The sequence below is a fragment of the Sphingopyxis microcysteis genome, from assembly GCF_012274265.1.
Taxonomy (GTDB): Bacteria; Pseudomonadota; Alphaproteobacteria; order Sphingomonadales; family Sphingomonadaceae; genus Sphingopyxis; species Sphingopyxis microcysteis.
The window spans coordinates 1,558,759-1,571,390 of record NZ_JAANYY010000002.1 but is presented as its reverse complement, the minus strand read 5'-3'; the positions used below and the strand labels follow the sequence as shown (position 1 = coordinate 1,571,390).

The window sequence follows — 12,632 nt, the reverse complement described above, 5'->3', positions numbered from 1 at the left end:
TTGCCCATGCGGCAAGCGAAAATGACGGCAAGGCCGGCCCGCGCGCGGCTTTGTTCCGGCGCATTCGGCGCGCTGTTGCTCGGGCTGATGGCGGCGCCTACGTTCGCGCAGGTGACGCCGCCCGACGCCGCGACCAAGGCGGCAATGGAGAAGCGTACCGCGGCGCGGACCTTATTGTCGTCGGCGCTCGCGCGGATTGCGTCGAACAACAGCGATTCACGCGCGCTACTCGACGCCGGGCGGGCATCGATCGAGTTGGAAGATTATCGTGCGGCGCTCGGCTTTCTGGTCCGCGCCGAGCAGGCAAGCCCGCGCGATGGCGCGATCAAGGCCGCGCTGGGATCGGCAGTGGTTCATATGGAAAACCCGACCCGCGCCCTCGATTATTTTGGCGAGGCGCAGCTGCTCGGCGCGCCCGAGCGGCTGTTTCTGGCGGACCGTGCGCTAGCCCGCGATTTGCTGGGACAGCAGGACGCCGCCCAGCGCGATTACCAGCTGGCGCTGTCGATCGCTCCAAACGACGAATTGACGCGGCGCTATGCCCTCTCGCTCGGGATCAGTGGCGAGGCCGATCGCGCGATCCAGATGCTGACGCCGCAATTGCGGGCGCAGGATCGCGGCGCCTGGCGGTTGCGTGCAATGATCCTGGCGATGAACGGCCGCGACGGCGAAGCAACCGAGATCGTCAATGCAACGATGCCGCCCGCGATGGCGCAGAATATTCTGCCCTATCTGACCCAGATGGACCGGCTCAATCCGGCGCAGCAGGCCGCGGCCGCCCATTTCGGGCGCTTCCCGAACGGCCAGCTCCCCGCGAAGCGTAAACCGGTTCAGGTGGCGGCCGCGACGCCATCCCCGACACCGCCCGCGACGTCGACCCGGCGCCCCAGCGCTGGCACCAGCCGCCCACCCGCCGCGTCGGTCGCGGCGACGCCGACCCCGACGCCCAGCACGCGGCCAATCGGGCCCGCCTATGCCCAGCCGCGCGAGTCCGCGCCGCAGCCGGCGTCGTCCCCGAAGCCAACGCCCGCTCCAACGACGCGCGCCGCACAGTCGCCGGTCGCCTTGCCGGATGGGCCTGCGTCGTCGGGGCCGCCCGTCTTGCAATCGACATTGCGCCAAACGCTTCGCCCCGCCGTTTCCCCCTTGCCTGAAAAAGCATCCGATATCGCGGCGGGGTCGGCAGTCGCGGCAGGACCGTCACCGGCGGCCGCAAGCCCCGATCCGGTCGTCGCCGCACAGGGCGGCGCGCGCGAAGTCGCTCCGGGCTTCTCGATCGCCGACGTTGGGACCAGCGGAGCCGTCGCGGTAGCGAACATGGCAACCACATCGCGCGATGCTTCGCCATCCGCGCCAACGCTTGCCGCAGTATCCAATTCTTCGGCGCCCGCTCCCGCTCCCGCGGCGGTAGCCCCACTCGCGTCGCTTGCCGACATCGTCGGGTCGATCGAGATTCCGCCGGAGGAACTGAACCAGCCCGACAATGCGATCGGTGCCGACACGCTCGCCAAATTGCTCGAAGACAAGCGACGCGCCGACGCGGCGGAGGATGCAAAGCGCGAAAAGGACGCGGTCGCGGCGAAAGCCAAGGCCGAGGCTGATGCAAAGGCCAAGGCCGAAGCGGCAGAGAAAAAGGCCAATCCGGCGCGCATCTGGGTACAGGTCGCGACCGGTGCCAATGCGCGGGCGCTCGCGACCGACTTTGGCAAATTCGCGAAGAAAAGCCCCGACTTGTTCAAGGGCAAATCGGGCGCGACCGCCGAATGGGGCCGGACTCGCCGCTTGCTGGTGGGGCCGTTCAAGGACCGCAAGGCGGCGCAGGACTGGCTGACGGGTTACAAGAAAGCGGGCGGCGACGGGTTCCTGTTCAACAGCGAGGCGGGCCAGGCCGTCGATCCGATTTAGGGCCAGAATCCGCCATTTGCGCCTTCGAGGTTTGAAGCGATTTTGTTCAGGGCAAGGAAGCGAGACGCAGGCATATGAAGATATTCCAAGGCTCGCTGACGCAGCCATGGACAAAATCGGTCAAATCCCCCCTCTCGCTTTACTGGGGGGACGTCGAAATGGCTTCGATCTCGTCCCCGCGCGGCCTTGCGGATGGAACCACCATCAGCGGCGGCCACGCGAAGACGATATCTTCGCCATTTCGACGCCTCGAAGGCGCAAATGGCGGATTCTGGCCCTTATGAGCGTCGCCGATTGCGCGAGCAACCCGGCGCAAAGTCGCGGGCGACGCTATGCCGAGCAGGGCCGCGTCGTTCGCGGCCCGCGCGATGATTTCCAGCGCGACCGCGATCGCATCATCCACTCGATCGCCTTTCGCCGCCTGCGCCACAAGACGCAGGTGTTCGTCGCCCCTGACGGCGACCATTATCGCGTCCGCCTGACCCACAGCATCGAGGTCGCCCAGATTGGCCGTGGCATCGCGCGCGCGCTAGGGTTGAACGAGGATCTGACCGAGGCGCTCTGCCTGGCGCACGACATCGGGCATCCGCCCTTCGGCCATGCGGGCGAAGATGCGCTGAAGGCGGCGATGGCCGAGCATGGCGGTTTCGACCATAATGGCCATACGCTGCGCACGCTGGCGCAGCTTGAATGTCCTTATCCCCGTTTCGATGGTCTCAACCTGACGTGGGAAACGCTCGAAGGGCTGGCCAAGCATAACGGCCCGGTGACGAACCCCGGCTGGGCGCTGGCCGCGATCGACGATGATTTCCGCCTCGACCTTGACAGCCATGCCAGTCTTGAGGCGCAGATTGCGGCGGTCGCCGACGACGTTGCTTACGACAATCACGACATCGACGACGGGCTACGCGCGGGCTTGCTCGACCTAGATCAGCTGATGGAGCAACCGTTTGTTGCCGCCAATTTCGGCGCCGTCGAGGGCCGCTTCCCCGGCGCGCCGCGCGACCGGTTGCTGCGCGAACTGGTGCGCGACCAGATCGGGGTAATGGTCAACGACGTCATCGCCGCGACCGCCGCCAATGTCGCGGCTGCCGGCGTCGCGAGCGTCGCCGACGTGCGCGCCGCGGGCCGACCGCTCGGTGGCTTTTCGCCCGAGCTTGCGGCGCAGGAGCGCGAGCTGAAACGCTTCATGTATGCCAATCTCTATCATCATCCCGAACAGATCGCGGCTGCCGAGGCTGCGAACCAGGTCGTCGGCCGGTTGTTTGCCGCCTACGCCGACAATCCGGGGCTGATGGGCGAGGACTGGTCAGCGCGATTGCCCGGCGAAGAATGCGCGACAACGCGGCATATTGGCGATTATATTGCAGGAATGACCGACCGGTTCGCGATAGACCGCTACGCCGAGATTTTTGGCCGCGAAGCGGTGCCCGAGGCGCTGGCGCATGTCTGACGTGCTGATCGTCGGAGCGACCGGGTTGATCGGACGCGCGGTGATCGACGCTTTCGGGAATCGCGGCCTCACGATCGTCGCGCGCCGACCGGTCGAGGGGCTGGCGCCGCATCATATAGCGCGCGTCGCGTCGCCGGACGACTGGCCCCACGTCATCGCCGCCGAACGCCCCGCGGTCCTGATTTGCTGCCTTGGCACCACGATCCGCCAGGCGGGATCGCAGGCGGCGTTTCGCGCGGTCGACTATGACCTCATCCTCGCTGTGGCAGAGGGGGCGCGGCAAGGCGGCACGGGGCACATGATCGTCGTCAGCTCGGTCGGGGCGTCCGCGAAAGCAGGTAACTTTTATTTGCGGACCAAGGGCGAGACCGAGGATGCGCTGCGCGCCCTGGGGTTCGACCGGCTCGATCTGATTCGTCCGGGGCTGCTGACCGGCGATCGGCCCGGGCCGCCGCGACTGGGCGAGGGGCTGGCGACCATCGCGGCGCCGCTGATGGATGCGTTGCTGCACGGTTCCCTTCGTCGCTATCGTTCGATTCCCGGTGACAAGGTCGCCGCCGCGATCGTCCGGTTGGCGGCGCAGGGCGGTTCGGGAGTGCATATCCACGAAAACGACGCGATCCGCGCGCTCGCCGATTGACTCCGCCCGGGGGCAGCGCCAAGGCTCGCTGCGTCTGTCGGGCCTCCCCTAAAGAGATTCGACCGGCCGCGCGGGAGAGCGTGGGGCAGGGCGACCAGCACCCACCACCGAAGGAGCAACCGCCCCGGAAACTCTCAGGTCAGCAGGACCGCGCAGGCTGGAACGGACACTCTGGAAAGCGTTCCGGCTGTCGGCTGGAACCACCGAAGGGGTAACTCCATGCGATCATGGAGGAAAACTCTCAGGTTCCCGTGACAGAGGGGGCATGGCGAAAGGCGCGGCACCCCGCCGCGCATCCGCCGTGCAACCGCGGGAGACTGACATGACCGAAACCGAACAATTGGATGACGACGGCGCGATCGCGGCAGCGACCGAGGTGTTGCCGCTCGACGCCTGGCACCGCGCCAAGGGCGGCCGGATGGTCGAATTCGCCGGATACTGGATGCCGATCCAATATGAAGGCATCATGGCCGAACATCTGTGGGTCCGCGAACATGCCGGATTGTTCGACGTCAGCCATATGGGGCAGTTGCTCCTTTCGGGCGACAAGGTCGCCGAAGCGCTCGAAACGCTGGTTCCAGGCGATATTTCGGCATTGAAGCCCGGGCGGATGCGCTATTCGCTGCTGCTTGCTGAGGACGGCGGCATTCTCGACGACCTGATGATCACCAACGAGGGTGATCAGTTCGGCATCGTCGTCAACGGCGCCGTGAAATGGGAAGACATCGGATATCTCCGCGAAAACCTGCCCGACGACATCACGCTGAACCATAACGAAGACTATGGGCTGCTCGCGTTGCAGGGCCCGAAAGCGGTGATCGCGCTGGCGCGGCTGGTCCCCGAAGCGGCAGGCCTCGTGTTCATGCAGGCGATCCCCGCGACATGGAACGGCCATGCGATCGGGGTCAGCCGCTCGGGCTATACCGGCGAAGATGGGTTCGAAATTTCGCTGCCGAACGAGGCGCTGACCGAATTTGCCGATGCTTTGTGCGCGATGGACGAGGTGAAGCCGATCGGGCTCGGTGCACGCGATTCGCTGCGGCTGGAAGCGGGGCTGCCGCTCTATGGCCATGACCTCGATCCCGCGACCGATCCGGTCGAGGGTGATCTGGCGTTCGCGATCAGCAAGCGCCGCCGCGAGGAAGGCGGCTTTCCGGGTGCCGCGCGCATCCTCGGTCATCTCGCCGACGGCGCCCCGCGCAAACGGGTCGGCCTGCTTGTCGATGGCAAAATGCCCGTGCGCGAGGGCGCAAAATTGTTCGATGGCAACACCGAAATCGGCGTCGTGACGTCAGGTGGTTTCGCCCCCAGCGTCGGCGCGCCGATCGCGATGGGCTATGTGCCGACCGGATTGTCGGCACCGGGGACCGCCGTCGCGGCCGAAGTGCGCGGCAAGCGCGTCGCCTGCACCGTCGCCGCCATGCCCTTTGTTCCGCATAATTATGTCCGTAAAACAGGAGCTTGATCGATGCCGCGTTACTATACCGAAGAGCATGAGTGGATCGAGGTTGACGGCGACGTCGCGACGGTCGGCATCACCGATTTCGCGCAGGGCCAGCTTGGCGACATCGTGTTCGTCGAAGTCCCCGACACCGGCGCGGAGCTCAGCCAGGGCGGCGACGCCGCGGTGGTCGAATCGGTGAAGGCGGCGAGCGACGTGTACGCCCCGGTCGATGGCACCGTGACCGAAGGCAACAGCGCGCTCGAGGAAGATCCCGCGCTCGTCAACTCGGACCCCGAAGGCGAAGGCTGGTTCTTTCGGCTGACGCTGAGCGACAAGAGCCAGCTCGACGGCCTGATGGACGCCGCCGCGTACAAGGCGTTCTGCGACGCGCTCTAGCGATTTCATCCCTCCCCCTTGGGGGGAGGGGTTTATGGAGAAAATGCAATCGCCACGGACGCCGCCCTTGCCAACTGCCGCCTGATGGTGGCCACCCCGATCTATGAGGGGGCGCAGGGGACCTATGTCCGCGCGGCGCTGGCGCTCGCGCTGCGCGCCCAGGCGGCGGGCATTTCGGTACGCTTCGAGTTCATCCTTTACCAGCCGTCGATCACCCGCGCGCGCAACATGCTGACCGCGATGTTCCTGGCGAGCGACTGCACCCATCTGCTGTTCATCGATGCCGACATCGATTTTTCGGCCGACGACGTGTTCTCGCTCGTCCGTGCGATGGAGGCAAACCCCGACTGTGGGGTGCTCGGCGGCGCCTATCCGCGGCGGATGATCAACTGGGCCAATGTCGCGCGCGCGGTGGAACAGGGGTTAGTGAAGGGTAACCCGGCGGACCTGGCGCGCTATACGGGCGACTTTGCGCTGCATTTCCTGAATCCCGAGCAGAATTTCAAGCTGACCGACCTCGTCGAATTGACGCGGCTCGGCACCGCGATGATGCTGATCCGCCGCGCAGTGCTGGAAGGCATGGCGGCGGCAATGCCCGACCTCGTGTTCCGGCCCGACCCTGCCGAGCGACAGGCGCATGGCGTCGGTGAAATCGTCCCGGCCTTTTTCTGCCCCTATATCGAGCCCGAAAGCCAGGCGCTGCTTTCCGACGACTATGCCTTTTGCCGCCGCGTGCGTGATGCAGGCTTTCGCATCTGGCTCGCGCCGTGGATCCGCACGACGCACGCCGGCCCGGCGATCTTTTCCGGCACTCTTGCCGACACCGTTCAGCTTTTCTCCCCAAAACCAGATTCTTCTGCGGAGTAGTTCATGCGTTATCTCCCCCTCACATCCGATGACCGCAGCGCGATGCTCGCGACTATCGGCGCGTCGTCGATCGACGATCTGTTCGCCGATGTTCCCGCCGATGCACGGCTCGACGGCCCGATCGCGGGTTTGCCGCCGCACGCCAGCGAGCTCGCGGTTGAGCGCCATATGGCGGCGCTGTCGCGCCAGAACCGCGCGGCGGGCGACGGTCCCTTCTTTTTGGGCGCCGGGGCGTACCGCCACCACGTCCCCGCCAGCGTCGATCATCTGATCCAGCGCGGCGAGTTTCTGACCGCCTACACGCCGTACCAGCCCGAAATCGCGCAGGGTACGCTCCAGATGCTGTTCGAATTCCAGTCGCAGGTCGCGCGCCTGCTCGGCACCGATGTCGCCAATGCGTCGATGTACGACGGATCGACCGCCTGCTGGGAAGCGATCGTAATGGCGCGGCGCGTCACCAAGCGGAACAAGGCACTGCTGTCGACGGGGCTGCACCCGCATTACCGCAGCGTCGCGCGCACGATGGCGAAATATACCGGCGACGTGCTGGTCGACGGCGATCCCGGCCTCGATGCGCGAACCGACTGGGCGGCGCTTGCCGCCAGCGTCGACAAGGATGTGAGCTGCGTCGTCGTGCAATATCCCGACATTCTCGGCCGCATCGACGATATGACCGCGCTCGCCGCGGCGTGTCAGGCGGCGGGCGCGCTGCTGGTCGCGGTGGTCACGGAACCCGTGGCGCTCGGGCTGATCAAGGCGCCGGGCGAAATGGGTGCCGACATCGTGGTGGGCGAGGGGCAGTCGCTGGGCGTCGGGCTGCAATTCGGCGGGCCTTATGTCGGCCTGTTCGCCTGCAAGTCCAAATATGTCCGACAGATGCCGGGGCGCCTCTGCGGCGAGACGGTCGACGCGAACGGCAAGCGCGGCTTCGTGCTGACGCTCTCGACGCGCGAGCAGCATATCCGTCGCGAGAAGGCGACGAGCAATATCTGCACAAATTCAGGACTCTGTGCGCTGGCTTTCAGTATTCACATGACCTTGCTCGGCGAAGCGGGGCTGCGCCAGCTTGCCGCGATCAACCATGGCCGCGCGAAAAAGGCCGCGGCCGAACTCGCCAAAGTCCCCGGCGTGTCGGTGATGAACGACAGCTATTTCAACGAATTCACCCTAGCGCTGCCGACCGAGGCGCGTCCGGTGGTCCACAAGCTGGCCGAAAAGGGTGTCCTTGGCGGCGTTTCGCTCGGGCGCCTTTATCCCGACAATGCCGCGCTGGCGAACGGCCTCGTCGTCGCCGTCACCGAGACCGTGACCGAGGATGATATTGCCGCCTTTGCCGCGGCGCTGAAGGAGGTACTGGCATGACCGCGCTCAACCGCGCCGGCTGGCGCCCCGAAATGAACGTCGCCGGCGGCGCCGACGACACCGCGACCTTCACCGGAAACCGCGCGCTGATGCTCGAGGAAGCGCTGATCTTCGAGATCGGCGGGGCCGAAACCACCGGCGTCGATTTCGACGAAGCGGCGCCCGCCGCCGACCTTGGCGCGCTCGCGCGCACCGCGCCGATCGGCCTGCCGGGCCTCAGCGAAGCCGAAACGGTGCGCCACTATACGCGCCTGTCGCGGCAGAATTATGCCATCGACCTCGGCCTGTTCCCGCTCGGCAGCTGCACGATGAAGCACAACCCGCGCCTCAACGAAAAGGTCGCGCGGATGCCCGGCTTTGCCGACGCGCATCCGCTGCAACCGCAGGAGACGGTGCAGGGCGCCTATGCGGTGATCCACGAACTCGCCGAATGGCTGATCACGCTCACCGGCATGCACAGCGTCGCGATGTCGCCCAAGGCCGGCGCGCATGGCGAACTTTGCGGCATCCTCTGCATCAAGGCGGCCTTGGAAGCGCGCGGTGAGGACCGCCGCGTGATCCTCGTCCCCGAAAGCGCCCACGGCACCAACCCCGCGACCGCGGCCTTCGCGGGCTTCACCGTCGAGGATATTCCCGCGACCGAAGCGGGCCGCGTCAACCTCAAAGCGCTGAAGGCGCGGCTCGGCCCCGATGTCGCGGGGGTGATGATCACCAATCCCAACACCTGTGGGCTGTTCGAGCGCGAGATGAAGGCGATTTCGGACGCGGTCCACGCCGCGGGCGGCTATGTCTATTGCGACGGCGCCAATTTCAACGCGATTGTCGGGCGCGTGCGCCCCGGCGACCTCGGCGTCGATGCGATGCACATCAACCTCCACAAGACCTTCTCGACCCCGCACGGCGGCGGCGGCCCGGGTTCGGGACCGGTCGTGCTGTCGGAGGCGCTTGCGCCTTTCGCGCCGCTGCCTTTCGTCACGAAGCAGGGCAACGGCTTCCGCCTGATCGAAGAGGAAAGCGCGGGCGAGGATCATCCGCAGACCTTTGGCCGCATGACCGCTTTCCACGGCCAGATGGGGATGTTTACGCGCGCGCTGACTTACATCCTCAGCCACGGGGCCGACGGGCTGAAGCAGGTCGCCGAAGATGCGGTGCTCAACGCCAACTATGTCCTGCGCAGCCTCGAGGACGTGCTCGACGCGCCGTTCGCGGCGTCGGGTCCGTGCATGCACGAGGCGCTGTTCAGCGACAAGGGGCTCGCCGAAGGCTTCTCGACGCTCGACATCGCCAAGGGGCTGATTGACGAGGGCTATCATCCGATGACGGTCTATTTCCCCCTCGTCGTCCACGGGGCGATGCTTGTCGAGCCGACCGAGACCGAGAGCAAGGCGGCGCTCGACCAGTTCATCGGGGCGCTGCGCAGCATCGCGATGCGCGCGCGCAATGGCGACCCGGCGCTGAAAAGCGCCCCGCACTTCGCGCCGCGCGCGCGGCTGGATGAGACGGCGGCGGCGCGCAAGCCCGTGTTGGCCTGGGAGGGTGACCAATAAGCGATCGTCATCCCGGCGAAGGCCGGGATCTCGCCAGTGCGTCATTATGATAGGATGAGATCCCGGCTTTCGCCGGGATGACGGATAAAGGGGAGGGTGCGATGAGCTGGGACACAATCTTTCTGATCGCCAACTATTGGGCCGTTGCGGCGTGGGTCGCGCTCGCCTTTCTGCCGCGCGGACCAAAGATATTGGCGTTGATCCTCTATGCCGGCGTGTTCCTGCTGTGCCTTACCTATACGGTGATGATTGTCGGTTTCCTGACTGGCGGCATCGATCCCGGTGGGCCTGGCGGCGGTGATTTCACGACGCTGGCGGGGGTGATGAAGCTGTTCGACAGCCCCGGCGGCGCGACCCTCGGGTGGGTTCATTATCTGGCGTTCGACCTGTTTACCGGCATGTGGATCGCGCGCGACGCCGATCAAAAGGGGTTCAGCCGGATCGCGCAATTCCCCTTCCTGCTCCTGACCCTGATGGTCGGCCCAGTCGGACTGTTCGCCTGGCTGATAGTGCGCGACCGGCGCGCGCGGGCGCAGGCCAAGGCCTGATGGCGTCATCTCCGCCGTGGATGCCGAGCGACGGCGGCAGGGAGGACAAACGCCACGCCCCGGCGACGCTGCGCAATCGCGATGCCATCGCGGCGGTACTGACCGAATGGCTGCCCGCGAGCGGCACGGTGCTGGAGGTCGCGAGCGGATCGGGCGAGCATGTCGTCCATTTCGCTGTGGCCTTCCCGGCGCTCGACTGGCAGCCGAGCGATCCCGATCCCGCGGGACGGATCTCTATCGCCGCTTGGTGCGCCGAGGCTGCGCTGGCCAATATCGCGCCGCCGCTGGCGCTCGATGCGGCGGCGGCAGACTGGCCGCTCGACCAAGCCGACGCCATCCTGTGCATCAATATGGTCCACATCAGCCCTTGGGCGGCGACGCTGGGGCTGCTGGCGGGCGCGGCGCGGTTGCTCGCGCCGGGGGCGCCGCTCATCCTCTACGGCCCCTATATCGAGCCCGACGTGCCGACCACCGACAGCAATCTGGCGTTCGACGCCAGCCTGCGCGCGCGCGATCCGACGTGGGGGCTGCGTCCGATCGACGACGTCAAGGCGGCCGCTGCGGCGGCCGGACTGCGCTTTGCCGAACGCCGCGCCATGCCCGCCAACAATCTGATGCTGCTCTTTCGCCGCACCTGACGTTGCTGACAGGGTTGTCGATACGCGCTTTACCTGCCGCGTACAACCGCTAGCCTTTCCCCAATTGCGCGCCAAAGATGCGATTCGAGGAGAGAGAACCCATGCCCCGCGACGTTTCGGAGCTTTTCACATTCGATGAATTCCTGACCCATTGGGCCAGCGAGCGTCCCGACCGCGTCGCGCTGCGTGAAGAAGATCGCGTTTATAACTACGCACAGCTCGACGAAGCGACGGCGAAGGTCGCGTCGGCGCTGATTGCCGCGGGCCTGGGCAAGGGCGACCGGATCGCGTGGATCGGCAAGAATAGCGACCTCTATTTCATCCTCTTCTATGGCGCGGCGCGCGCCGGGATCGTGATGGCGCCGATCGGCTGGCGGCTGTCGCCGACCGAATGGGCGTTCATCGTCAACGATACCCAGGCAAAGCTGGTGTTCGCGGGGCCGGGGTTCGAAACGATTGCCGACCAGCTGGCCGGCAAGCTCGACCACGCCCCCAGGATCATCGACGCCGCCGCTGCGCGCGCGATGATCGATGGCGCGGCGCGGACTGCGTTTGCGCCTTCGATGGCGCATGATGCGGTGCTGCAACTCTATACCTCGGGCACGACCGGCAATCCGAAGGGCGCGGTGCTGTCGAACCATAATCTGTTCGCGCTGCGCAAACATTCGAACGACCTCGACCTGCCCTATACCAAATGGGAGGATGACGAGGCGGTGCTGGTCGCGATGCCGTGCGCGCATATCGGTGGCACCGGGCTCGGCATCATGGCGCTCGCCGCAGGGCTGCCCGGCATCATCCTCGCCGAGTTCAACCCCGACGGGGTGTTCGACGCGGTCGAACAGCATGGCGTCACGCGCTTTTTCATGGTCCCCGCGGCGCTGCAGTTCCTGCTGATGCACCCGCGCTGCGCCACGGTCGATTACAGCCGCCTCAAATACATCCTGTACGGCGCCGCGCCGATCCCGCTCGAGCTGCTGCGCCAGTGCATCCAGATGTTCGGGGCGCAGTTCATCCAGGCCTATGGGATGACCGAAACCACCGGCACGATCTCGATGCTGCCGCCCGAGGATCATGATCCCGCGGGCAATGCGCGGATGCGGTCGGCGGGCAAGCCGCTGCCGGGGGTCGAGATCAGGATTTTGGGGTCAGATGGTGCGGAAGTTCCGGTGGGTGAGGTGGGCGAGGTGGTCACCCGATCGTCGAACAACATGCTGGGATATTGGAACCTGCCCGAAGCGACGGCAAAGACCGTCGATGCCGACGGCTGGATCCGCACCGGCGATGCGGGCTATATGGACGCGGACGGCTATCTGTTCATCCACGACCGGATGAAGGACATGATCATTTCGGGCGGCGAGAATATCTATCCCGCCGAGGTCGAAAGCGCGATCTTTGGTCACCCCGCGGTGCAGGAGGTCGCGGTGTTCGGCATCCCCGACGACAAATGGGGCGAGACGGTGAAGGCCGTCTGCGTCGCCAAGCCCGGCATGACGATCGACGAAGCCGACATCATCGCCTGGACGCGCGAACGCATCGCGCCGTTCAAATGTCCGCGCAGCGTCGATGTCATCGATGCTTTGCCGCGCAATGCCAGCGGCAAGATTTTGCGCAAGGATTTGCGGGCGCCGTATTGGGCGGGTTATGCGCGGATGGTGAATTGAGGGGCGGCAGCTAGCGACCGGTAGCGGACGTACGTCATTTCCTCTCTCCCCTTGAGGGAGAGATACGAAGGCTTGGCAGCTTGCTGCCTAGCCGCAGTTGAGAGGGGGCTCTACGCCTGCTGGCGTCCAGTCCCCTCTCCAAGCTTCGCTAGCTCCTGACGGAGCAAGCTG

General features: G+C 66.0%; 11 protein-coding genes and 2 riboswitches. All 11 genes read left to right on the top strand.

Features of this window, described 5'->3' with window-relative positions; genetic code table 11:
- The first annotated feature begins 21 nt into the window (after positions 1-21).
- The 11 genes from G9408_RS07430 to G9408_RS07380 all read left to right on the top strand — a co-directional run bounded on the left by G9408_RS07430 (position 22) and on the right by G9408_RS07380 (position 12,461).
- Positions 22-1,905: an SPOR domain-containing protein gene (locus tag G9408_RS07430; RefSeq protein ID WP_235957495.1), complete on the top strand. Its 1,884-nt coding sequence runs from the start codon at positions 22-24 to the stop codon at positions 1,903-1,905.
- Between the two features lie 280 nt (positions 1,906-2,185).
- Positions 2,186-3,358, top strand: a complete 1,173-nt coding sequence (locus G9408_RS07425) for a deoxyguanosinetriphosphate triphosphohydrolase (protein ID WP_168453319.1) — start codon at positions 2,186-2,188, stop codon at positions 3,356-3,358.
- The gene (locus G9408_RS07420; protein WP_168453318.1) at positions 3,351-3,998 is read left to right on the top strand and encodes an NAD(P)H-binding protein; all 648 of its coding nucleotides are present in this window, start codon (positions 3,351-3,353) and stop codon (positions 3,996-3,998) included. The genes G9408_RS07425 and G9408_RS07420 overlap by 8 nt, the downstream gene beginning before the upstream one ends.
- A gap of 61 nt (positions 3,999-4,059) precedes the next feature.
- Positions 4,060-4,159: riboswitch (glycine riboswitch) on the top strand.
- A riboswitch (glycine riboswitch) is annotated at positions 4,160-4,266 on the top strand.
- Positions 4,267-4,320: 54 nt separating this feature from the next.
- The gene (gene gcvT, locus G9408_RS07415; protein ID WP_168453317.1) at positions 4,321-5,463 is read left to right on the top strand and encodes a glycine cleavage system aminomethyltransferase GcvT; all 1,143 of its coding nucleotides are present in this window, start codon (positions 4,321-4,323) and stop codon (positions 5,461-5,463) included.
- Positions 5,464-5,466: 3 nt separating this feature from the next.
- A complete protein-coding gene (gene gcvH, locus G9408_RS07410; protein ID WP_120216808.1) occupies positions 5,467-5,838 on the top strand; it encodes a glycine cleavage system protein GcvH in 372 nt (123 codons plus the stop codon).
- A gap of 84 nt (positions 5,839-5,922) precedes the next feature.
- Positions 5,923-6,705 carry a glycosyltransferase family 2 protein gene (locus G9408_RS07405; protein WP_168453316.1) on the top strand — a complete coding sequence of 261 codons (783 nt, stop codon included), beginning with the start codon at positions 5,923-5,925 and terminating at the stop codon, positions 6,703-6,705.
- 3 nt (positions 6,706-6,708) lie between these two features.
- Positions 6,709-8,067, top strand: a complete 1,359-nt coding sequence (gene gcvPA / locus G9408_RS07400) for an aminomethyl-transferring glycine dehydrogenase subunit GcvPA (protein WP_168453315.1) — start codon at positions 6,709-6,711, stop codon at positions 8,065-8,067.
- A gap of 32 nt (positions 8,068-8,099) precedes the next feature.
- Positions 8,100-9,614: an aminomethyl-transferring glycine dehydrogenase subunit GcvPB gene (gene gcvPB / locus G9408_RS07395; RefSeq protein ID WP_235957610.1), complete on the top strand. Its 1,515-nt coding sequence runs from the start codon at positions 8,100-8,102 to the stop codon at positions 9,612-9,614.
- A gap of 101 nt (positions 9,615-9,715) precedes the next feature.
- Positions 9,716-10,162, top strand: a complete 447-nt coding sequence (locus G9408_RS07390) for an ABA4-like family protein (protein ID WP_168453313.1) — start codon at positions 9,716-9,718, stop codon at positions 10,160-10,162.
- The gene (locus tag G9408_RS07385; RefSeq protein WP_210423196.1) at positions 10,162-10,800 is read left to right on the top strand and encodes a DUF938 domain-containing protein; all 639 of its coding nucleotides are present in this window, start codon (positions 10,162-10,164) and stop codon (positions 10,798-10,800) included. Before G9408_RS07390 ends, G9408_RS07385 begins: the two co-directional genes overlap by 1 nt.
- Before the next feature lie 101 nt (positions 10,801-10,901).
- Positions 10,902-12,461: a fatty acid--CoA ligase gene (locus G9408_RS07380; RefSeq protein WP_168453312.1), complete on the top strand. Its 1,560-nt coding sequence runs from the start codon at positions 10,902-10,904 to the stop codon at positions 12,459-12,461.
- Positions 12,462-12,632 lie beyond the last annotated feature (171 nt).

Excerpts from the sequence above, each read along its gene's own strand:
- gcvH (WP_120216808.1), top strand. The coding sequence starts at position 5,467 with ATGCCGCGTTACTATACCGAAGAGCATGAGTGGATCGAGGTTGACGGC.
- G9408_RS07380 (WP_168453312.1), top strand. The coding sequence starts at position 10,902 with ATGCCCCGCGACGTTTCGGAGCTTTTCACATTCGATGAATTCCTGACC.
- G9408_RS07420 (WP_168453318.1), top strand. The coding sequence starts at position 3,351 with ATGTCTGACGTGCTGATCGTCGGAGCGACCGGGTTGATCGGACGCGCG.
- G9408_RS07385 (WP_210423196.1), top strand. The coding sequence starts at position 10,162 with ATGGCGTCATCTCCGCCGTGGATGCCGAGCGACGGCGGCAGGGAGGAC.
- G9408_RS07405 (WP_168453316.1), top strand. The coding sequence starts at position 5,923 with ATGGTGGCCACCCCGATCTATGAGGGGGCGCAGGGGACCTATGTCCGC.
- G9408_RS07430 (WP_235957495.1), top strand. The coding sequence starts at position 22 with ATGACGGCAAGGCCGGCCCGCGCGCGGCTTTGTTCCGGCGCATTCGGC.
- gcvT (WP_168453317.1), top strand. The coding sequence starts at position 4,321 with ATGACCGAAACCGAACAATTGGATGACGACGGCGCGATCGCGGCAGCG.
- gcvPB (WP_235957610.1), top strand. The coding sequence starts at position 8,100 with ATGAACGTCGCCGGCGGCGCCGACGACACCGCGACCTTCACCGGAAAC.
- gcvPA (WP_168453315.1), top strand. The coding sequence starts at position 6,709 with ATGCGTTATCTCCCCCTCACATCCGATGACCGCAGCGCGATGCTCGCG.
- G9408_RS07425 (WP_168453319.1), top strand. The coding sequence starts at position 2,186 with ATGAGCGTCGCCGATTGCGCGAGCAACCCGGCGCAAAGTCGCGGGCGA.
- G9408_RS07390 (WP_168453313.1), top strand. The coding sequence starts at position 9,716 with ATGAGCTGGGACACAATCTTTCTGATCGCCAACTATTGGGCCGTTGCG.